Consider the following 21,031-nt stretch of genomic DNA (forward strand, 5'->3'; position numbering starts at 1 on the left):
ATGCGCAAGATTGTGCATAATGGAATGGTCTCTAGTTACATAGGTTAAATTTATGGATCCGTCGCCGTGCGTTGGTCTGATTGAAGATATTCTTACAATCCAGAATGAGGAAGAGAGCTAATGGAATTTTTGTTAGATCCCGGAATCTGGGTTGGTTTACTTACATTAATTATTTTAGAAATTGTACTAGGGATTGATAACCTAGTCTTTATTGCCATTTTGGCAGAAAAACTCCCTCCAGAACAACGTGACAAAGCCCGTGTACTTGGTCTTTCACTCGCATTATTAATGCGATTAGGATTGTTATTTGCAATCTCTTGGTTGGTCACATTAACAAAGCCTCTGATTACCGTTTTTGATTGGACATTCTCTGGTCGAGATCTCATATTATTGTTCGGTGGATTGTTCTTAGTTTATAAGGCAGTCACAGAGCTACATGAAAAATTAGAAGGTAAACCGGAAGTTCAAGTGACAACAAAAGTGGCATATGCCAGCTTTACAGCAGTAGTTGCGCAAATTGTTGTCTTAGATGCGGTTTTCTCTTTAGACTCTGTCATTACAGCGATCGGTATGGTCGACAACATTTATGTCATGATGGCTGCAATGATTGTGGCAATGGCAGTGATGTTACTTGCATCTAAACCGCTAACGGCTTTTGTAAACCGACATCCGACCGTCGTGATCCTATGTTTAAGCTTCTTATTGCTTATCGGTATTAGTTTGATAGCAGAAGGTTTTGGTTTCCATATTCCGAAAGGCTATATCTACTCAGGTATTGGTGTTGCGATTGTCATCGAAGCCTTTAACCAGTTTAGTCAACGCAATGCTCAAAAACACGAAGCGAAAATTCCATTACGCCATCGTACTGCAGACAGTATTTTAAAACTGATGGGTGGGCGCTTAGAAGCTGATCAAGTCGGTAATCAGGCGCAAGAAACCTTTGCAGACGAAGAGCGTTACATGATTGGGGGGGTGTTGACGCTTGCAGAGCGTTCAGTTGCGTCGATCATGACTCCCCGTAATCAAATTTCTTGGGTGGATTTAAATGACACACCTGAGCAAATTCGTGAGCAAGTCCTTTCTGTGCCGCACAGTTTATTCCCTGTGTGTCGTGGTAGCTTGGATAAAGTGATTAGTATTGTCCGCGCGAAAGAACTTATTGATGTTCTAGACAGTGAAGATGATCTAAAAGCATTGATTAAACGTCATCGTCCGATCTTTATTTTCCAAAAGATGAAGGTGATTGATGCGATTAATACCTTGCGTACCTCAAAAGGCTCTTTGGTGCTGGTTACGGATGAGTTTGGGGCGGTACAAGGTCTGATTTCACCACTCGATGTGTTTGAGGCGATTGCTGGTGAATTCCCTGATGCAGATGAACAACTAGATTTGATTAAAATCGATGATGAACATTGGAAAGCTTCAGGCATGCTCGATTTGTATCAGTTAGAACTTGAACTGGAAATGCTGGATTTGATCGAAGAAGATGATGGTTATATTAGTGTTTCAGGCCTTATTTTAGATCAGACTCACGGCAATGTTGAAGTCGGCACTGTAGTTGATTTTAAAGGCATCCAATTTAAAGTTACGGCAATGGATGAAAACCGCATTAAAACGGTCGATATCTATTACCAAGCTTGATGCTTAAATTTTAAAATAACTCAAAGACAGCTTTTCGAAGCTGTCTTTTTTTGTATGACTAGAAAGTATAAGAAATCCTATCCAAGGGGGCTGTAATTCATGATGTTAAAACATATTATATTTACATGATGTAACAGTCAAAAAACGCTGCAACTTTTGAGCTTTTAGAGGGTTAAAGCGGTTCAAAAGTAAAAAATATTGATAGGGTTGATTTTAAAAAAGCATGAGGGTAAATAGCGATTCATTTTTAACTTGGGGTTTTAATCATCAATGATGATCTATGAATAATTTTATTTCATTTAAATACCGCTTCGGGAAACTTTATAACTCGGTACTTTGAAGAAATTCAAAGTTAATCCATTAAAAAAATGGGTGTTGGTATGGCGATCACTGAGAATATCATTGATTTTAGTAAACTCACGATTGAAGAAAAACATGAGTTGTTTCAACGGCTCTGGGAGTTTGATCAATGTATTTTCCCAACTTCTAAGATTGAGCAACTCTATCAATACATGCATGACCCCGATATTGTTGCATTACCAATCATTCAGTATTTTGAGCACGATAAACTGATCGGGCAAAATATTGTGCGTATATTAAAAATTATGCATAAAAATCGGCCGATTTTTATTTTTAATTCACGGGCAGGGGTATTGGTTGATTATCGTCGGAAAAACCTGACCTTAAACTCGGCGATTAAAGTGGCGATGCAGCATCAGATTCGATTTCCAGCGATTCCGATGTGGTTTGTGGCTACATTGGCACAACCAAAGGTATATACATTATTTGCCTCGCGCTCTGTTAAGTTTTATCCAAGGCATGGTGTCCCGATGCCCACCGAGTATGTGGATGTTTTAAATAGTTATAAAATCCGTCAGCATGATGTGCAGCATCGGGCTGAGGATATTTTTGTTCATCGTTGTGATTTACCGAAGGTGACGCCTGAGCAATTGGTTCGGCGACGGAAAAAATCTGATGAACATGTTCAATTTTTTATGCAGCACGTGCCAGATTATTTTGATGGCATGGGGTTAATGTGTATTTGTAAATTAAATGTTTCAACCATTTTTGAAGCAAATATGAATCTGGCAGTTGGGCGAGCAGTTTAATGATGGACATGGATGTGTTATGCGACAAATGACGATATATCGATTATTAGGTTTTGGTGCGGCAGTCTTTTTAACGGCTTGTCAGCCTGCAGAGCAAAAAATACAAGAGCAATCGCAGAAATGTGTTGCACCGGAAAAATTGGTCAAACAAATTTATGATCAAGAGTTGAAATTGCACGCTTTGAGTAAAGATCAACTTACTGCCTATTTTGAGCCATCGTTAGCGGAACGTATGCAAGCAGAAATTAACTGTAAGCAGTCGGGACAAGAGTGTAATGTGGATTTTGATATTTTCACGGATAGCCAAGATCCGCAGCAAGATTCGAAAAAAGGCGTTGAGCCTAAACTGAGTTTTGATGAAAATAAAAACGTTGTTCGTGCTGAGTTTAAAATTGGTGATGAAGCCAAAGTCTTAAATTATGAAATGAGTGATGGCGACTGTTCAAAAATCAAAAATATTGTTTATGTGGGGGACTATGACCTAGACATGATTTTGAGTAATCCAACAGAAACGATCGAAGATTCAGAAATGTTTGATGCCAATGCTGCAAGTGATAGTACGGCACAGTAAGCTTTTTGACGCGTTCTAATTATTCAAAAACAGCATGAAACACTGAACAGCTTGAGCCTTTTACTCAAGCTGTTTTTTTCTCAAGCTATCGTAGTTCATAGTGCATAAATTTGTATGTTGGCAAGTTGATTGAAATCATCTTCATTGAGATTATAAATTTCATCTAAAAATGCAACATTAAAACTGCCGACACTTGAGCTAATTTCATAGGCTTTTTGACCCGCAATCGCAAAGTGCAAATGTGCTGCGACCGTGCCAGCAGTTAGCGTTTCACTCACGGCGCAATAAGCCGCTGTTAACGCACCTAAAGCGCAGCCAGAAGCCGTCACTTTGGGTTGTAAGTAAGATCCACCATTAATCTGTATCACCGCATTCATTTCTTTCGATAAGATGAAATCTGATTCGCCTGAAATTGCCACACATTCACAGTGTTCTAACAAGGGCACAGCATTTAAATAAATTTCTGCACTATTGAGCGTGCTATCTACACCACGTGATTCTCCTTGGTTACCTGCAAGACCGCTAATTTCTGATGCATTGCCGCGAATAATACTTGGCTTGTATTGGAGTAATTGGTCAACCATTTCAGATCGCCATGGCAAAACGGGGCCATAACCGACAGGGTCAAGCACCCAAGGTTTATTTAAATTTTGTGCTGTTTGTGCAGCAATTTGCATGGCCTGCATTTGTTCAGACGTTGGCGTGCCTAAATTGATATTCAAGGCACTGGCAATCGAGGCAAAGCTTTCAGCTTCAAAGGGATTGTCAATCATTGCAGGAGAAGCACCCGCAGCTAAAAGGACATTGGCGACATAATTGCTCGCGACTGCATTGGTGAGGATATGCACCAAAGGTTGTTTGGATTGAAGTTCAATCCACGCATTAATAACGCTTTGCAAAAGCGGGCTATTTAAGTCAGTCAATTCACTGTTCATGGTCGTTTCAAAATTTTCAGATTGATTCATCGTTTTCTCCCTTAGCGGGTGAAGTAATGGTCTTGATGTTTACAATTACGGCAGAACAGGGTCACATAATCTGCGGCATCATAATCGACAGAGAGCTCTTGTGAACCACAGTACATGCAGCGCTTTGTGGAATAAAAATTTAAGCGAGGTTCGATTTTTTTCCAAGCATGGCGTATCGGTTGCACAAAGATACTTTCATCGAGTCCTAAAAAGTTAAAAAGCAAAATTTCACTCATTTTACTAAAGGGGAGTTGTGGCGGACGAGGGAGGGTAAAGGTTTCCCATTTTTCTTGTAAGCCACGTTCACGGTATTGCTGTAAGGTCTTTTTTAACAGATTGGTATTAATGAAATTTTCATTACGAACTTGCAGGGCTTTTTGTTTATGTAGGTATTCGAGTGCTGACTGAATCATATAGTAAATCTGCCCAACCGCTAGATGGTCGAGTAGGCGATAACAGAACACTTGAAAGCTTTTATTCCCTGCAATTTGAATGCCCCATGTCTTACAGTAAAACTGCATGAATTGCACAATTTCTTGAAACAGTAGGAGATACAAGCACTCTTTCACTTCGTCAGCGCTTTTAAAAGGAACACCCAGAGCTAAATTTTCATAAAACCAATGGCGGAGTTGCTGCGCGACACTAAAAAGACTAGGCTCTGAATATCCATCCAAACGGACATTGATATAATACTGTTCAGCTTGTAGTGCATCATCTTTCACAATCAAAATTTGCTCATGCACGAGATGCTTTTTGAGCGACTGTTGAAAGAGATAATTCGGGCTGATGTTGTGATATTTAATAGCGTCCCAGTCGATAAATTCTTGATGCGCCGTATGTTCTTGGACGTGATTATCCAATAAAGCCAGCAAAAAAAGTTTCTGTAAAAAACTCAGTTCACTTAATTCACGCTCAACGATATCTTTATTTTTAAGTTTACGCTGTTCTTGTAAACGGGTTTCTTTCAGTAGTTTTTTTCGCGCGGCCTGACAGTTTTCACAATGGCAGTTATATTGCTGTTCTGGAAATATTTGATGATGACAGTGGCTACACTGGTAAAAATTAAATTCTTGCTCATCTAATTTTTCAGCATCTACCCAATACATAGATGCACGGCACAACGGGCATTGCGTACTTTCATCCATTTGTTTGCGTAGAATATTGAACATGTTGCCAGCGTTTCTTGAAAGATTAAATTGATTATACACATCTCTGTTTAAAGACGGGTTTGCAATTTCAGTTGCGGCAGCTCAGGCGAGAAGTCGACAAATAAAAAAGCTGCATAGTGATGATGCAGCTTTTAGTCAGAATGGGTTATTAATAAGCGGCTGGGCATGGGATCGATTCGTCCTCCTCTCCAACTTGTTTGGCTTGTATTAAGGCTTGCACTTTTTTAGACGCGACTTTTTTAGTGCCTAATGCACTATATGAGTTAAGTAATGAACTGACCTCAAAGGCTTTGAGTGGAATCCCTTCGCAAGTCATAAACATTGCAATTACTTGATGGTCGATATTTGCAGCATCAAGCGCTTGCAGGGTCTTCATATTTTCAATACGGATGATGTGTTCTTTAATAAACATAATGCATCTCTTTTTGTTTTAGCCTGATGATTTTGCTTTTGGCAATTAAGTAGATGCAAAACGCATGCTCAAATGTTTTGAGTAGACATTTTAAAGCAGATAAACGGCATATTGTTTTATTAAGATATTGAAAATAAATTATTAATTTAAAAGTAACAAAATAATATTGATGCGTATGGCTATGTCTAATGAATTCTCAAAATGCTTAAACTGTTGAAAAAGAAACATCTTGGTGCATCGTTTAAACAGAAGTATGCAATCAAATCTAAATCAGAATATTGATATGATTCGAGAGTTAAGGTGCTTTTTGGAAGGAATCACCTAAGCGATTGGATTTTAAAAGTATATTTGTATATATTGAGCTTATAATTCTAATGATCTGGGCTTCTAGGATTGAAACCAAGCGGAATCTAATGAACCTGATACACAGTAAGATTCGGCTTGATTTCTAAAGGTTTTGATCTTTTTTATCCTTTCTTTGTATGGAATACACATGTCAGACGCACTTAAAAACAGCAATATCACTCGCATGCAATTATATAAGCAGCCACAGGGTACGGTTGGCGCGCTGATTATTGGGCATGATCAAACACTGGAAAAGACGATCGAGTTATTGGGCCTGGCGCAGCAACATCAATTATCTAAAATTTATGTGGCTGGTGCGACGGAAGAAATTCAGCAATTCCTCACTACAAAAGTCACGGCATTTCAATTTTACTTTGCAGTAGACTATGACAGCGCACTCGATTTAATTTTTGCAAATCAATAATCGTATAAGTCTTAAGCAGGTAAGTTTGAGCGCAATAATTTGAACGTACAGATGGATTAAGCACCTGTACTTTCTCTTTCTAGTATATAGGCGCTTTATTTATTTTAGGTAGATAAAAAATTTGCACATTGTTATAGCTGTACTCAACTCAGGCATTTATTTTGCTTAAACATGGCGAAAATATGTGCCAGCATTTAAATTATTCTATAAAGATGATTGAAAACAACATGCGCTGAGCCCATATATAAATCATTGTAAATGCGAGGACAGCTTATGCATCTTGTCGTATGATCAAGTCATTCACAATGTGTTCAAAAAGCTGATGAAGCAATAACTAAGGAATAGGACGAGATATGAATATTGCGGCAAATCCAGTGGTCGAAGCAGACCAAACTGTTTATTTAAAAGATTATCAAAAACCATCATTTGTCGTAGATAGTATCGATCTTGATATTCAAGTCTTTGATAAGCATACCAATGTAAATGCAAAATTAGTGATGCAGCGTCAAACTGCTGGGGATTTGGTGTTATTGGGTCGTGATTTGGAACTCAAGTCAATTCGCTTAAATGGTCAAGTTTTGCCAGCAGATGCCTATATTGTAGATGCAGAACAACTGGTAATTTCAAATGCACCTGACCAAGCTGTCATTGAAACCGAAGTCGTGATTCATCCTGAAAGCAATACTCAACTCGAAGGCTTATACCAAGCGGCAGGCGATTTATTCGTTACCCAAAACGAGCCTGAAGGCTTCCGTAAAATTACCTATTATCCTGACCGTCCTGATGTGCTATCGGTATTTACCACACGTGTCGAAGCGGATAAAAAATTCCCTGTATTACTTGCCAATGGTAATTTGATTGAAGCGGGTGAAACCGGTGAAGGTCGTCATTATACCGTTTGGCAAGATCCAACCAAAAAACCATCGTATCTATTTGCTTGTGTGATTGGTGATTTGGCGGTACTCAAAGATTCTTATGTGACGTCTGAAGGTCGTAATGTTGCTTTAGAAATCTATGCAGAAGAAAAAGACATTCCAAAATGTCATATTGCGATGGAAGCTTTAAAGCACTCAATGCGTTGGGACGAAGAACATTATGGTCGTCCTTATGATTTAGACAATTATATGATCGTGGCAACCAGTGCATTTAACATGGGTGCAATGGAAAACAAAGGTTTGAATATTTTCAACACCTCTTGTGTGCTTGCTGATGAAGAATACACCACAGATGCTGCGATCATGCGCGTTCAGTCTGTGATTGCACATGAATACTTCCATAACTGGACGGGTAACCGTATTACCTGTCGTGATTGGTTCCAACTCTGCTTAAAAGAAGGTTTGACAGTATTCCGTGATCAGTCGTTCTCAGAAGATTTACAATCTGCTGCGGTACAACGGATCGATGACGTTGCTGTGTTAAAAGCTCATCAGTTCCCAGAAGATTCAGGCCCGCTTTCACATCCACCGCGTCCAGATCATTTTGTTGAAATTAATAACTTTTATACCGCAACTGTGTATGAAAAAGGTGCGGAAATTAACCGCATGATGGCGACACTCTTGGGCAAAGAAAAATTCCGTGCAGGTACTGACGAATATTTCAAACGCCACGATGGTCAAGCTGTGACTGTTGAAGATTGGGTAGCAGCTCTGACAGCGGGTTCTGGTGTAGATTTGTCGAGTTTCTTGATTTGGTATAACCAACCGGGTACACCAAAACTTGAAGCAAAAGGTGAGTACGATGCTGCAAATCAAACTTATACTTTAAGCTTCAAACAAAGCTTAAAAGCGCATCCAAAATATCCAAATTTAAAAGCAGTGCCTATTCCTGTGGCTTTGGCATTGTTTGATGCGACGAGTGGTGAACAGTTAGTTCTCAGTTCAGATGCATTGGTTGAAAATGGCATTAAAGATGGCGTGTATTTATTTGATACCGATACTGCAACCATTACATTTAGCGGTGTAAAAACCCAGCCTGTTGTGTCTTTACTGCGTAACTTCTCTGCACCCGTTAATCTTGAATTTAACTATTCAGATAAAGAGCTTGCTTTCCTGATGCAGTACGAGCCGAATGGTTTTAACCAATGGCAAGCCAGCCAAACCTTGTTAGAACGTATTTTGTTAAATGGCCATGATGCTGACATCTATGTCCAAGCTATACAAAATACATTACCAGCATTGGTTGAGCGTGATCCATTACTTGCTTCACGTTTATTCGATGTACCGACAGAGGGTTATTTAGGTAGCCGTATTGATACCGACTACAGTCCTGCCCAAGTGCAAGAACAGCGTGAAGCACTGTTAAGTCGTGTGGCACGTGAGTTAGGTTCATTCTTTAAAGAGACTTATGCAACTTTAGACCCAGATGCGCAGCAAGAGTTTTCACAAGCTATGGGCGTTCGTGCATTGAAAAACATTATGTTGAGCATGATGGCACGTCAAGGCGATGCATCCGTATTTGAATTGGCCTATGAACAATTCAGCTCTACAGGCAATATGTCTGAACGTCTTGGTGCTTTAAAAGTATTGGTTTGGAATGATGCACCACAAGCACAGCAAGCTTTAGAAGCCTTCTACACACGCTTTAAGAATGAAGCTTTGTCGATGGACCAATGGTTTATGTTGCAAGCGGCACATCCGAAAGCAACTGCGGAAACTATCAAGGCACTGACTGCTCATCCTGACTATGACTTGAAAGTACCGAACCGTATTCGTGCGGTTACTGGTGGCTTAAATAGCAATCCTGTCAACACTTGGAGCTTTGGTGTGCAGCATATTGTTGAATTAGCAAAATTCCTCGATGAGAAAAATCCAATTGTCGGTTCACGGTTACTGCAAATTTTGTCCCGTTGGTACACGTTGGCAGAGCCGCAGCGTAGTGAAGTCAAAGCCGAACTTGAAGCGCTTAAACCGGTTGTGAAATCGAAGAATGTGTCAGAAACTTTAAACAGTATGTTGAGTATTTAATCGTTCTATTTCTCAGTAAGATTGATTTGAGTTAAATCAGTCTTACTAAAATGAGCCTGTTGTCATAGGTATGGCAGCAGGCACATTTTATATCCAGTCTTTTTTATCTAAACTTTAGTTAGGATTGAAAATCAATCATGTTTAGAAGACAGAAACTGAATGCCATTCTCTGATTATTCATTTAAATTTAATAATAATTGCAACATAAATCACATAATGGCGTTACAATAAAATAGGTCTAACACATGAATGACTGTATGCGGTAATGCATCCAAGTTTATGAATGTTTAGATTTTTTATCTATTTTATTATGTGGGATTTTTGAGGCGGGTCATGTTAGTTAAGGTTGATGAAGGTTTTTATTTAAACTCACATCATATTATTGCAATTCGAATTAATAGAGATTTGCTTGATACCTTTGTTGTTTCGGTAGAATACACACCCAATAGTGTGCAAAACACAGGTGTATTTGAAAAGAAATTCAATGCGCGCCGAGATGCAGAACAATACCTACAGACTCTGAATCAAATCATTGGTAAATCGTAAAGGCTCAAATGCATATCGTGGATATTGTCTAGATTGAAAGCGATATGATATGAATCAGACTCAGATTGACGTCTAGCTAAAGGGATGAAGTGCATCCCTTTTTTGTGCTTATCTGAGCGAAATTGATGGGAAGTATTGCAAATAAATCATTCTATCAATACGACTCGATTTGCACGTCGGAAATTTTCCTGACATGCTGTAGCCATCCAAAATGAGTTAGAACTATATGCGAATCAGTATTGTGGGTGCAGGTCGGGTTGCACATCATTTGCTCAATGTGCTTCATCCACAACATCACATTGTGCAAGTTTATGCGCGAAATCTTGAAAAGGCAGAAAAACTTGCAGCCAGAGTAGGTGCAGAAGCTATTCATAACCCAGCTAAGTTGAATGCTGAGATTGATCTTTTGATCATTGCGGTGAGCGACCAATCGATTGCAACCGTTATTCATCAAGTGAAAGCTTATTTGCCACAAGTTTTGATTGTGCATACGTCAGGTAGCACCAATATCACGGTACTGACCCAACAGCATTCGCGAGCAGGGGTGTTTTATCCTTTACAAACTTTTAGTTTAGATCGAGATGTGGACTGGACGTCGACACCGATCTTTGTAGAAGCGTCGGATTCTACAGATTTGACGACACTTACAGATTTAGCAAACAGCATTAGCCAAAGGGTTTATCAATATGATTCGGCACAGCGCTTGAGTTTGCATCTCGCTGCGGTGTTTGCCTGTAATTTTAGTAATTATTGTTATGACATGGCAAAGCAGATTGTCGATGCAAAACACGTCGATTTTAGCTTGCTTTATCCTTTGATTTTAGAGACAGCGAAGAAAGCCACTCAGGCTGAACCACGGAACATGCAAACAGGCCCTGCAATGCGTGGAGATCAAAATATCATGCAGATGCATGCCAATATGCTTGAGCAAGCTGATCAAGTCGACCTGAAAGCGGTCTATGAAATGTTGAGTCAGCAGATTCTTGAGCATCATCAGAAATAAACAATCCATATAGAACAATGAATATTTATTAGCTTAGACATACATGTCAATCAGGATGTTACATGGCAAAAGATTTTAATAGCCCACAAGTGGTCGAAAGTTATGATGCACATATAAGAAAATTAATTCCCGGCTATGAACTTGTCCATCAACAGATTCAGGCGGTGTTGAATTGCCATGTCGCTGAAGATGCCCATGTACTGATTATTGGATGTGGGACGGGCTATGAATTGGGTTATCTCATGGCCTTGAATCCAACATGGTCATTTACCGTTACAGAATTATCTGAAAATATGCTGAATCAAACACGCCAACGTGTTGAAGCTGCTGGACAGTTGCATCGCGTCAAATTTGTTTTGGGCAGTCATACTGCTTTTGAGCAGGCGAGTTGTTTTGATGCGGTGCTGAGTATCTTGGTGACGCATTTCATTCCATTGTCCGAAAAAAATGAATTTTTAACTAAAGCTTTTGAATTACTTAAACCGCATGGCATTTTTTTAAGTTTTGACTTGATGCAAACTCATTCGAATTTTGAGCAGCGTGTCCTGCCTGAATTTTGCCAAATGCAAGGTTTATCTACTGCGCAAGCGACAAAAATGATGCAGCGTTTAGAAGATGATTTTGAACTGATTAGCCAGCAGCACTATCAAAGCTTACTGACGGAAATAGGCTTTGATCAAATTTATTGTTTCAGTCAAATCTTTAGCTATGCGGCTTACAGTGCATTTAAAACGGCTATGGATTAAAAGAATAAAGACCAAGTTTGAGTGTATTAAGTTTATCGATCATTTTCACCGATATAGTTACTACGTTGCATGAGTGAAACTTGCATCAAAATTTTGATCAATAGTCTCATTTTTTCTTGCTCGGTATCGCGCTCATTATTTTAAGAAAGAAACTTTTCAGTCAGGGTTAAATCCCTTATTGTGCATTTATAAAAAGAATCAATTGTATGAAAATAATGTCAAAAATGGAATTTGATTACATTGTGATTGGTTGTGGAAGTGCGGGGTGCGTACTGGCTGCACGCCTCAGTGAAGATCCACATATATCTGTGTGCTTATTAGAAGCAGGTGGGCAAGGTGATCAGTGGACGGTCAATATTCCAGCTGCATGCGTGGTGAGCTTGCCGACCAAGATCAATAATTGAGCCTTTGAAACTGTGCCTCAAGCTGGCTTGAATGGTCGTAAAGGCTATCAACCACGTGGAAAATGCCTTGGTGGTTCATCGAGTATTAATGCCATGATTTATATTCGTGGACATAAAAATGACTATGATCAATGGGCGGCACAGGGAAATACTGGCTGGTCATACGACGAGGTCTTGGCCTATTTTATTCGCTCAGAAAATAACAACCGAATACACAATGAATTCCACGGTAATGACGGCCCTCTATCTGTTACAGATGTACAAAGTGACAATATTTTCCATCAACGCTATACCGAAGCGGCTCGTGCGCAAGGCCATAAAGTCCTTGATGATTTTAATGGCGCAGAACAAGAAGGCTTAGGGGTTTATCAGGTAACACATATCAATGGAGAGCGTTGTAGTGTGGCGCGTGCTTATTTGTTTCCGCATTTAGAAATGATCCATTATTGATTGATCCAAACTTTTTAGGGGATGAACAGGATTTAGAAGATTTGGTACAAGGTTTTAAGTTGACGCAGCAATTGATGATGTCGCCGTCTTTATCGAGTCATTATCAGCAAGATTTATTTACCTCACTGGTCAAAACCGATGATGACATACGTGCAATCTTACGTCAGCGTGTGGATACGGTTTATCACCCTGTCGGTAGTTGTAAGATGGGTGTGGATGAGATGTCTGTGGTTGACCCTGAATTGAAAGTCTACGGCATTCAAAACCTTCGTGTCGTCGATGCTTCCATCATGCCTTCTGTGGTGAATGGCAATACCAATGCGCCGACAATGATGATTGCTGAAAAAGCCGTGGATATGATTCGACAAAGTCAGCTCCAAGCGCAAGTAGCTTAGTGGTTATTCGTTTTATATGATTTGATACAACACAGATAAATCTTAGATCAAAAACAGCAATAAAAAACCACCGCTAACGGTGGTTTTTTGCTTCATTCAAAAATTAATATACTTTTTTGAAGATGAAGTCATTAATTTTATGGCCTGCTTCAATTCCGCGACGTTCAAACTTAGTTTGTGGACGCCAGTCTGGACGAGGGTAGCTATTGCCTTTACCTGCAAGGTTTTCAAGACGTGGGCGTTCTTCAAGAACTTCGATCATCCATTCCGCATACGGTTCCCAGTCAGTCGCTGAGTGGAATGTGCCGCCGATTTCTAATTTTTCTTCAACCAATGGCATACGGTCATGAGATACAAAACGACGTTTGAAATGACGTTTCTTCTGCCATGGATCTGGGAAGTATAATTGCACAGTGTTAATACTGTTGTCTGGCATTTCACGTAGCACTTGGATGGCATCAGCATCCAATACTCGAAGGTTAGTTAACCCTGCAAGACCTGCTTCATACACACATTGAGCGATACCCGGAACATGTACTTCAATGCCGACAAAGTTACGTTCTGGGTTTGCTTTTGCCATCAGTACCAAAGAACGCCCCATACCAAAACCGATCTCAACAGTTAATGGGCGTTCAGGGTGTTCAAAATGCTGACGCAAATCCCCAACAGGATATTCCAAAATTAGATGACCATATTGTTCCAGCGCAGTACGTTGCGAAGTATTAAGTGGCGCAGAGCGGCGCATAAACGTCACGATTTCACGGTGTTCGTTTAGGTTATCCAGATCTACTGCGTGCTGGTCTAATTGATCGTTCGACATAACTTTGGCAAATGTAAAAAATTCGAATGCGGTATTTTAAGTCCTGAGATGCACAAGTCAAATTTTTTACCGTGAATATATCCTCTTTTTGCTCAATCTCACCGACGGAAGCCGTGCCGAGGATTTGCAATGTACAGTGAATTACTCAGCTCAAAAGCGATGAAATAACATTAAGCTAGGCGATTTTATCGTCAAGATCTTCACTATCTGTATCATCAGGTTTAAACGGTAAAATGGCCTCAAGAACGGTACAACCCAGCTGTGACTGTATTTTAAATTCACCACCGATACGATGGATTCGTGTTTGCATACTATGTAGACCAACATGTAGACCTTGTTCAACTTCGTCAGGGTTGAAGCCGATACCATTATCTTCAATACGTAATATCAGTTGAGTCTCTGTTTCGAACAAACTGACTTGAACTTTGCTAGCCCGACTATGCTTTAAAATGTTGGTTAGGGTTTCTTCTGCGACACGAGTCAAATTGAGACATTGGGTCGCAGAAGGTGAGTGAATCCATTCGGCAGCAATTTTCCAGCTCGAGCTCATGTCTAATTCTTCAAAGAGCTGTACAAAGCGATGGCGAATCGGTGCCGCCCATTCGATCGGGGTGTCTGGAACTTTCGTTCCTATACTCGAACCTGAATCGATGACTTGTCTTAAATCATTTCGGAACAGTTTAAGCATCGACATGATTTGTGGTTTTTCAATTTTGTCATTTTGTTCTAACAGTAAAATTGAACGGACAATTGATCCGCCTAAACCATCATGTAAGTCATGAGATAAATGAATTCGTTCTTGAAGTCGTGCATTTTCAAGTGCGAGTTGATGTTGTTGACCAAGTGAAGTGGCGAGTTTCAGTTCAGCTCGTTGAACATTTTCAGTTAAGGTCTTATTAAAACGCTCAATTTGACGGGTGTGTCGAGCTAAACGCAAAGCCAGTACACCGCCCAAGACGAGGGTAGTCACTGGCCCGGTATAGGGCGAGAGCGCATGACCTTCCATGGTCATCATAAAGTGCGCATCATGTACCGCAATCGGTAAATAAATCAGATACAGCGTTGCAAGCAAATAGGTTTCGGCCATTTTTGCTTTATACGCCAAGTACGGATAGCTAATACATTTGGCCACAAAGACCAAAACAAAGAAGCTAAAACAAATTTGGATGACAGTCTTTAAATAAGCCTCTGGTGCAAAACCGATACAGAGTGCTGCGATAGTGGCAAGGCTTAATAACAGCTTTTGAATTTTCGGGAAAGGATGGTTTGCAAAATACCACGCACCAATACAGCCAAAAACCGTATAAAAACAGAAAATAATATTTTGTAGACGATCGACCTGTACGGTGGTTAGTAATGCAATTGGCCCATTAAAAATAATACACAGGCTATAAAATACCCAAGCCATGCCTGTAATGGTTAACCATAAGTAAGCTCTTTCATTACGATTGGCGAGCCATGCTAAAAAAAAGAACACGGCCACGACGAAATTAATCATCGTATTCAGTTCGACTAATTGTCGTTGTTCGAGTAACCAAATTTTAAAGGTGTCATAGACTTGCTGGTAATCCCCAATTTGAACTGAACTGAGTCCTGATTTTTGGGTCACCGAACCATACACTTGCACCCAAATGGTATTTACACCTTGCTTTAAACTCGAGCTAGGTAAGTTCAACAGTCTAGGTTGATGTTGGCTTCGCGAAAAATGTTCTGCTGAAATGTAATCTTGCCAAAGTAGGGCATCGTTGATGTAAACCCGTCCACTTTGGGTGATGCCTTGTATAGCGATAGCAATGGGTTGATTTAACTGATGGAGGTCACAGTTCAACTTAAATTGGATTTTGTACCAAGCGATACCATGATAGTCCGGCCAACGTTTATTCCATGTGTCTGGAAGCTTTTGCAGATTTTGCCAACCTGTACGTGGGCGCTCTTGCTCGACAGCGCTTTTAGCTGTGGCAATATGGGTAATTTCAACAGGACAATGACTGCTTGAGATCTGTGGGGTGGCATTGGCAAAACTGGGTATAGCGATACAACATAGCAGGCAAAATAGACTCGCTAAGACCAGCAGCCGATTTGCTTGAATGCAGTGTCGTGACCAAAACCATACCATCAAAATTCCCCCAATTTTGTGTATCCACAATTTAAAAAAATAAATAGAAAGTCAGATCAAATCTTTGTTTTATTATTGATAGTTATAATTTTATGAGATGAATTATACAGTTAAATCGAATGAATGGTGAATTTTTCTCTTTTTTATAGGCTTGGTATTTGATGTAATGTCATTACAAATGAGACTTTGATTATTGAAACCCTTTGCTATATACATCCTGAATAGGGTTTCAATAGGTCACACTTTATTGAAAATTGATTGGATTCAAAGTGAATATTTCAAAAATCCATTAGTCACTGACACGGTCGAGTAAAGTGCTACTTGCTTCATTTAAGCCAAAAACCTCTACTTGAATCTGTTGTGATTCAAATTTTTGCACGACATTCTTCAAAATATTAACGGAAGTAATATCCCAAATATGTGCATGACTCAGATCAATTCGAACATGACGAACCCTCTCCTGAAAATCAAAAAATTGATAAAAACTCTCAGAGCTACTAAAGAAAATTTGCCCATAGACCGTGTAACTACGGACTTTGTCTTTAAGTTCTGATGTGACTTTTACCGAACTTTCTAGTTGATTGATAATAAACAACGCAGAGAGGAGCACACCAACCAATACGCCAAGGGCTAAATTATGTGTTGCAAGCACCACGATCACCACAGCAATCATTACGACATTAAAAGACATCGGATGCTTCGAAAATTGCTTGACTGATTTCCATTGGAAAGTGGTAAACGATACCATAACCATAATTGCGACTAAGGCCGCCATTGGGACATACGCCAACCAGTCTTTTAAGAACACCACTAAGCACAACAAAAATACACCTGCAACCAAAGTGGAGAGGCGAGTTCGCGCACCAGAGCTGACATTAATAATCGACTGCCCAATCATGGCACATCCAGCCATGCCGCCCATAAAGCCACTGACTATATTGGCAATCCCTTGACCACGACATTCCTGATGACGATCACCTTCAGTTCCAGTGACTTCATTGATCACTGTCGTGGTCATCATGGTTTCTAATAGGCCAACTGTTGCTAGGGTAATGGAATAGGGAAAAATAATCGTGAGGGTTTCAAGATTAAAAGGAATTTCAGGAATCAAGAAAATAGGTAAAGTCTCTGGAAACTTACCCAAATCACTCACAGTACGCAGGTCAGCACCTAAAAATAATGCCAAGCCACTGAGGACAATAATGCAAATCAGCGGTGATGGAATGGCTTTGCCAATTTTAGGTAGATATGGAAACAGATAAATAATCGCAAGCCCTAAAAGCATAAAGACATAGCCCAAACTATCCATCTTTGACATTTCAGGTAGCTGTGCGACAAAAATCAAAATCGCGAGTGCATTTAAAAAACCATACACCACTGACTGCGAGACGAAGCGCATAAGTTTTGCGACTTTAAAATAGCCAGCAATGATCTGAATCACACCCGTCAAAACCGTGGCAGCCAAAAGGTATTGCAAACCATGATCTTTGACCAAAGTGATCATAAGTAAGGCCATCGCACCCGTAGCAGCTGAAATCATTGCTGTACGACCACCAAAAAAGGCAATGGTGACGGCGATACAAAACGAAGCATACAAACCAACCTGAGGGTCAACCCCAGCGATGGCTGAAAAGGCTATCGATTCTGGAATTAGCGCCAGTCCAACCACCAAGCCTGCAAGCACATCGGTACGAATATTGGAAAACCATTGTTCTTTTTTAAGTTGTAACACGGTAACTTTTCATCAAATCTTAAACGCGGCTATGTTAAAACAACTGAGTATAAAAATGCATAACAGATTGACTTGAAATCTTCTTGATTATGGACAATAGTCAATGAGTATATGTGTTTCAGCATTTACGCTTTTTTGCAATTTACAGGTTTGATCACTTGAAAGTTTGACAGAAGAGATTTAAAACATTGAATAGTACATAACAAGGATCAGATATGAAGCTTTATTATTCTCCAGGTGCATGTTCATTAGCATCACATATAATTTTAAATGAAATTAATGTCGATTTTGATTTGGTCCGTGTTGACCTAAAAAACCATAAAACAGAAAAAGGGGTAGATTATTACGAGATCAACCCAAAAGGTTATGTACCTGCATTAGAAATTAACCCAGGTTTGATCTTGACCGAGAACGTGGCAATTTTACCGTTTCTTGCACAGCATGATCCAAAACAAGACTTAATTCCGCCATCTGGTTTAGGTCGTGCCAAAGTTTTAGAATGGCTTGGCTATTTGAACTCAGAATTACATGATGCTTATGCCGTATTCTTTGGTGCTCCACTAGATGCAGACGCTAAAGAAAAAGCTTATGCAGAAATTGATCGTTTATTGACATATATAGATAAAGCGATTGGTGAATCGGATAACGACTATTTGGTCGATGATAACTTTGGCCCAGCAGATGCTTATCTCTTTGTACTGACAAATTGGTCAAATGGCATCGGTCATGATTTAACGCCATATAAAAATATCATTGCATTACGCAACAAAGTTGCAGAGCGCCAATCAGTTCAAATTGCGATGCGAGATGAAGGTTTAATTCCTTAAGTTGTGTATTCAAATTGAATTAAAAAAGACCGCCGAAATTGGCGGTTTTTTTATTGCTAGATTGGCATTGCTCAGGTTCAACTTAGTACTCGAACTGTGTATAGAAATCATCAAAGTTAATATTTTTAAGCGTGAGCTGTTGTGGTGCTTTGAAGGTTGACCATTTGGTTTGAGTTTTTGCATCTTCAAACATATTGCCGCCTACAATTTCCTTACGTTTTAAGGTCGAAAAATTGTAGCTTTTCGATGTTTCTTCACCAGAAGCTCGGTGAAAGCTACTGTAGTCAAAACCAATCAGGTCAAAGCGTTGATTTTGCCAACGGAAGGTATAACTATGTCGGGGCCATTCCCAGCCACCACAAGCCATAAAATAACTAAAATGAACGAGTAAATTGCCTTTACTGATTTGGATGTCTTCTGCTTCAGCAAGTGGATCAAGTAAGCATGAATTCGGTTGCTGAGCGACTGGGATACTGTTGTTTTCAACGATACGTTGATATCCCTTTGCGGTTTTAAAAAATACGATGAGTTGTCGTGGATGGTTATGAACGACTTTGCCATCGTCATCATAGGTCACCACTTCGACTTTTTGTTTTTCCACGATCATCGCAATATCTGGCATTTGATCTTTGTTTAGGTCGCCAGTCGTAGCCATCAAAATGTCCCAACCTTGAGGCGCGAGTGATTTGGCAGTGCTGGGCACTTGGGCAGACAGCCAACTAGATGCGACACAAAGACTCAAAGTACAAAATATATGGGATATTTTCATTATTATCAGGTTTTCAAAATCAAAAAAAGGACTCTATGGAGTCCTCTTTTATACCGTGAATGAGTTCTTATTTAAAGAAGTATCCGGTTTCAGGTGAACTGGCATTTGCCATGCGTTTACGAGGCATACGTCCTGCTAGGAATGCTTCACGGCCTGCTTCAACTGCTTTTTTCATCGCTGAAGCCATCAGAACAGGGTTTTGTGCAGCTGCAATTGCTGTATTCATTAATACGCCATCACAGCCCAATTCCATCGCTATCGCTGCATCACTTGCTGTACCGACACCAGCATCGACCAAAACAGGTACTTTGGCATTGTCTTTAATGATCGAAATGGTGTGTGGGTTGAGAATACCTAAACCTGAGCCAATAAGACTACCTAAAGGCATAATCGCTACACAGCCCATGCTTTCCAGTTCTTGTGCCACAATTGGGTCATCTGAGGTATAAACCATGATTTCAAAGCCATCGTCAATCAATGTACGTGCAGCTTTTAAAGTCTCAGTAATATTTGGATATAGGGTTTTCTCATCCCCTAAAACCTCAAGTTTAACCAAATTGTGACCATCTAAGAGTTCACGGGCCAACATACAAGTACGAACCGCGCTGTTCGCATCGAAACAACCGGCTGTATTTGGCAAAATCGTATATTTCTCAGGTGGAACCACTGAAAGCAAGTTTGGTTGGTCTGGATGTTGACCAATATTCACACGGCGAATGGCAACGGTCACAATTTCAGCACCACTGGCTTGAATGGCCTGGTCAGTTTCCGTTAAGTCCTTGTACTTACCTGTACCAACTAAAAGTCGTGAATTAAATGTACGTGAACCAATGATTAGGGGTGTATCTTCCATGGGAGCTCCATTTTAGCCGCCACCTACGGCATGAATAATTTCAATATGATCTTGCTCAGTAATTGGTGTTTGTTCCAATTTACTTTTCGAGATGATCATTTCATTTTTTTCAACAGCGAAGCGTTTGCCTTCCAGTTGTAATTGTTGAACCAATTGCAAGAGGTTGACACATTCGGTTTGTGTAGCTTCGCCGTTTAAATAGATTTGCATTTGTGGATTCCGTTCTTGCTGCCTTGCCTGTTGAGTAAGGCCAATTCTGCTGTTGATTATTTTGCGTATTTAAACGCATTCCATGCCAATATGAGCCATCCAGCAATCATCAGCGCTCCACCAATCGGGGTAATGGCTCCGAGACCACGTGGTAAGCCTAGAGCCATCACATATAAAGAACCACAGAAGAAGAAAATACCAATTTGTATGAGTAGGAAACTAACTTTTATTGGAAGTTGGGGAATGACTTTGGATAAGATCGCGAGGGCAAGTAAGCCCAATGCATGATAAAAGAAATAGTCCGTTGCAGTTTGCCACCAAGCCAATTGGGCTTCAGTCGCGCGCGCTTTTAATCCGTGTGCACCAAAGGCACCAAGCATTACAGCAAAAGCTAAGTTAAGTGCGGAAATGGCAATCCACATGTGCATTCACCTTAACAAAATTTGCGCATAACCATAGCATATTTAGAGTGCAGGATTAAAGCAAAAATGCCCAAAGTTTTTGTGTTACAGCCTGTCATTCAAGAATATACAGAAACAAAAAAAGAGCATCGAAATGCTC

Annotated in this window: 19 protein-coding genes and 1 pseudogene; 10 read left to right on the forward strand and 10 right to left on the reverse strand. The window is 40.0% G+C overall.

The window, feature by feature from the left end:
- The first annotated feature begins 120 nt into the window (after nt 1-120).
- The 3 genes from FTU02_RS01055 to FTU02_RS01065 all read left to right on the forward strand — a co-directional run bounded on the left by FTU02_RS01055 (nt 121) and on the right by FTU02_RS01065 (nt 3,321).
- Nucleotides 121-1,641: a transporter associated domain-containing protein gene (locus FTU02_RS01055; protein ID WP_180155344.1), complete on the forward strand. Its 1,521-nt coding sequence runs from the start codon at nt 121-123 to the stop codon at nt 1,639-1,641.
- A gap of 380 nt (nt 1,642-2,021) precedes the next feature.
- Nucleotides 2,022-2,750, forward strand: coding sequence for a hypothetical protein (locus tag FTU02_RS01060; protein WP_180155346.1), 729 nt, complete (start codon nt 2,022-2,024; stop codon nt 2,748-2,750).
- A gap of 19 nt (nt 2,751-2,769) precedes the next feature.
- Nucleotides 2,770-3,321 (forward strand): DUF3828 domain-containing protein, encoded by a 552-nt coding sequence (locus FTU02_RS01065; RefSeq protein WP_180133003.1) that lies wholly within the window; start codon nt 2,770-2,772, stop codon nt 3,319-3,321.
- A gap of 95 nt (nt 3,322-3,416) precedes the next feature.
- Here the strand turns inward: FTU02_RS01065 and thiM are convergent, their stop codons facing one another.
- From thiM to FTU02_RS01080, 3 genes are all read right to left on the reverse strand, one after another.
- A complete protein-coding gene (gene thiM / locus FTU02_RS01070) occupies nt 3,417-4,286 on the reverse strand; it encodes a hydroxyethylthiazole kinase (protein WP_180155348.1) in 870 nt (289 codons plus the stop codon).
- A gap of 11 nt (nt 4,287-4,297) precedes the next feature.
- The gene (locus tag FTU02_RS01075; RefSeq protein ID WP_180155350.1) at nt 4,298-5,455 is read right to left on the reverse strand and encodes a hypothetical protein; all 1,158 of its coding nucleotides are present in this window, start codon (nt 5,453-5,455) and stop codon (nt 4,298-4,300) included.
- 148 nt (nt 5,456-5,603) lie between these two features.
- Entirely contained in the window at nt 5,604-5,867 is a 264-nt protein-coding gene (locus tag FTU02_RS01080; protein ID WP_111885040.1) for a hypothetical protein, read from the reverse strand.
- Between the two features lie 493 nt (nt 5,868-6,360).
- Here FTU02_RS01080 and FTU02_RS01085 point away from each other — a divergent pair, with 493 nt between their 5' ends.
- From FTU02_RS01085 to FTU02_RS01110, 6 genes and pseudogenes are all read left to right on the forward strand, one after another.
- On the forward strand, nt 6,361-6,636 hold the full coding sequence (locus tag FTU02_RS01085; RefSeq protein WP_180155352.1) for a hypothetical protein: 276 nt from the start codon (nt 6,361-6,363) through the stop codon (nt 6,634-6,636).
- A gap of 353 nt (nt 6,637-6,989) precedes the next feature.
- The gene (gene pepN, locus FTU02_RS01090) at nt 6,990-9,599 is read left to right on the forward strand and encodes an aminopeptidase N (protein WP_180155354.1); all 2,610 of its coding nucleotides are present in this window, start codon (nt 6,990-6,992) and stop codon (nt 9,597-9,599) included.
- Nucleotides 9,600-9,932: 333 nt separating this feature from the next.
- On the forward strand, nt 9,933-10,145 hold the full coding sequence (locus FTU02_RS01095) for a hypothetical protein (RefSeq protein ID WP_078193638.1): 213 nt from the start codon (nt 9,933-9,935) through the stop codon (nt 10,143-10,145).
- 226 nt (nt 10,146-10,371) lie between these two features.
- Nucleotides 10,372-11,148, forward strand: coding sequence for a Rossmann-like and DUF2520 domain-containing protein (locus tag FTU02_RS01100; RefSeq protein WP_180155356.1), 777 nt, complete (start codon nt 10,372-10,374; stop codon nt 11,146-11,148).
- A 62-nt stretch (nt 11,149-11,210) separates the two neighbouring features.
- Nucleotides 11,211-11,894 (forward strand): class I SAM-dependent methyltransferase, encoded by a 684-nt coding sequence (locus FTU02_RS01105; RefSeq protein ID WP_180155358.1) that lies wholly within the window; start codon nt 11,211-11,213, stop codon nt 11,892-11,894.
- A gap of 215 nt (nt 11,895-12,109) precedes the next feature.
- Nucleotides 12,110-13,143, forward strand: a pseudogene (locus FTU02_RS01110) (GMC family oxidoreductase).
- Nucleotides 13,144-13,246: 103 nt separating this feature from the next.
- Here the strand turns inward: FTU02_RS01110 and trmB are convergent.
- From trmB to FTU02_RS01125, 3 genes are all read right to left on the reverse strand, one after another.
- Nucleotides 13,247-13,963 (reverse strand): tRNA (guanosine(46)-N7)-methyltransferase TrmB, encoded by a 717-nt coding sequence (gene trmB, locus FTU02_RS01115; protein ID WP_180023891.1) that lies wholly within the window; start codon nt 13,961-13,963, stop codon nt 13,247-13,249.
- A 175-nt stretch (nt 13,964-14,138) separates the two neighbouring features.
- Nucleotides 14,139-16,079: a sensor histidine kinase gene (locus tag FTU02_RS01120; RefSeq protein ID WP_257232746.1), complete on the reverse strand. Its 1,941-nt coding sequence runs from the start codon at nt 16,077-16,079 to the stop codon at nt 14,139-14,141.
- A gap of 289 nt (nt 16,080-16,368) precedes the next feature.
- On the reverse strand, nt 16,369-17,811 hold the full coding sequence (locus FTU02_RS01125) for a SulP family inorganic anion transporter (RefSeq protein WP_180155362.1): 1,443 nt from the start codon (nt 17,809-17,811) through the stop codon (nt 16,369-16,371).
- A gap of 215 nt (nt 17,812-18,026) precedes the next feature.
- On the opposite strand from FTU02_RS01125, the gene FTU02_RS01130 reads away from it, so the two are divergent.
- Complete coding sequence (locus FTU02_RS01130; protein ID WP_078188886.1) at nt 18,027-18,638, forward strand: glutathione binding-like protein; 612 nt, start codon at nt 18,027-18,029, stop codon at nt 18,636-18,638.
- Nucleotides 18,639-18,720: 82 nt separating this feature from the next.
- Here the strand turns inward: FTU02_RS01130 and FTU02_RS01135 are convergent, their stop codons facing one another.
- The 4 genes from FTU02_RS01135 to FTU02_RS01150 all read right to left on the reverse strand — a co-directional run bounded on the left by FTU02_RS01135 (nt 18,721) and on the right by FTU02_RS01150 (nt 20,892).
- The gene (locus tag FTU02_RS01135; RefSeq protein ID WP_180155363.1) at nt 18,721-19,293 is read right to left on the reverse strand and encodes a hypothetical protein; all 573 of its coding nucleotides are present in this window, start codon (nt 19,291-19,293) and stop codon (nt 18,721-18,723) included.
- A gap of 181 nt (nt 19,294-19,474) precedes the next feature.
- Nucleotides 19,475-20,260 carry a thiazole synthase gene (locus FTU02_RS01140; protein WP_111885685.1) on the reverse strand — a complete coding sequence of 262 codons (786 nt, stop codon included), beginning with the start codon at nt 20,258-20,260 and terminating at the stop codon, nt 19,475-19,477.
- A 12-nt stretch (nt 20,261-20,272) separates the two neighbouring features.
- Nucleotides 20,273-20,470, reverse strand: a complete 198-nt coding sequence (gene thiS / locus FTU02_RS01145) for a sulfur carrier protein ThiS (RefSeq protein WP_180007313.1) — start codon at nt 20,468-20,470, stop codon at nt 20,273-20,275.
- Between the two features lie 56 nt (nt 20,471-20,526).
- Nucleotides 20,527-20,892 carry a DUF423 domain-containing protein gene (locus tag FTU02_RS01150; RefSeq protein WP_180155365.1) on the reverse strand — a complete coding sequence of 122 codons (366 nt, stop codon included), beginning with the start codon at nt 20,890-20,892 and terminating at the stop codon, nt 20,527-20,529.
- Nucleotides 20,893-21,031: the final 139 nt, after the last annotated feature.

The sequence above is a fragment of the Acinetobacter sp. YH12045 genome, assembly GCF_013419925.1.
In the GTDB taxonomy this organism is placed as follows: Bacteria; Pseudomonadota; Gammaproteobacteria; order Pseudomonadales; family Moraxellaceae; genus Acinetobacter; species Acinetobacter amyesii.

Bases quoted from the DNA above. Each gene is read 5' to 3' on its own strand.
- FTU02_RS01055 (WP_180155344.1), top strand. From the start codon at position 121: ATGGAATTTTTGTTAGATCCCGGAATCTGGGTTGGTTTACTTACATTA.
- FTU02_RS01060 (WP_180155346.1), top strand. From the start codon at position 2,022: ATGGCGATCACTGAGAATATCATTGATTTTAGTAAACTCACGATTGAA.
- FTU02_RS01065 (WP_180133003.1), top strand. From the start codon at position 2,770: ATGCGACAAATGACGATATATCGATTATTAGGTTTTGGTGCGGCAGTC.
- thiM (WP_180155348.1), bottom strand. From the start codon at position 4,286: ATGAATCAATCTGAAAATTTTGAAACGACCATGAACAGTGAATTGACT.
- FTU02_RS01075 (WP_180155350.1), bottom strand. From the start codon at position 5,455: ATGTTCAATATTCTACGCAAACAAATGGATGAAAGTACGCAATGCCCG.
- FTU02_RS01080 (WP_111885040.1), bottom strand. From the start codon at position 5,867: ATGTTTATTAAAGAACACATCATCCGTATTGAAAATATGAAGACCCTG.
- FTU02_RS01085 (WP_180155352.1), top strand. From the start codon at position 6,361: ATGTCAGACGCACTTAAAAACAGCAATATCACTCGCATGCAATTATAT.
- pepN (WP_180155354.1), top strand. From the start codon at position 6,990: ATGAATATTGCGGCAAATCCAGTGGTCGAAGCAGACCAAACTGTTTAT.
- FTU02_RS01095 (WP_078193638.1), top strand. From the start codon at position 9,933: ATGTTAGTTAAGGTTGATGAAGGTTTTTATTTAAACTCACATCATATT.
- FTU02_RS01100 (WP_180155356.1), top strand. From the start codon at position 10,372: ATGCGAATCAGTATTGTGGGTGCAGGTCGGGTTGCACATCATTTGCTC.
- FTU02_RS01105 (WP_180155358.1), top strand. From the start codon at position 11,211: ATGGCAAAAGATTTTAATAGCCCACAAGTGGTCGAAAGTTATGATGCA.
- trmB (WP_180023891.1), bottom strand. From the start codon at position 13,963: ATGTCGAACGATCAATTAGACCAGCACGCAGTAGATCTGGATAACCTA.
- FTU02_RS01120 (WP_257232746.1), bottom strand. From the start codon at position 16,079: ATGGTATGGTTTTGGTCACGACACTGCATTCAAGCAAATCGGCTGCTG.
- FTU02_RS01130 (WP_078188886.1), top strand. From the start codon at position 18,027: ATGAAGCTTTATTATTCTCCAGGTGCATGTTCATTAGCATCACATATA.
- FTU02_RS01135 (WP_180155363.1), bottom strand. From the start codon at position 19,293: ATGGCTACGACTGGCGACCTAAACAAAGATCAAATGCCAGATATTGCG.
- FTU02_RS01140 (WP_111885685.1), bottom strand. From the start codon at position 20,260: ATGGAAGATACACCCCTAATCATTGGTTCACGTACATTTAATTCACGA.
- thiS (WP_180007313.1), bottom strand. From the start codon at position 20,470: ATGCAAATCTATTTAAACGGCGAAGCTACACAAACCGAATGTGTCAAC.
- FTU02_RS01150 (WP_180155365.1), bottom strand. From the start codon at position 20,892: ATGTGGATTGCCATTTCCGCACTTAACTTAGCTTTTGCTGTAATGCTT.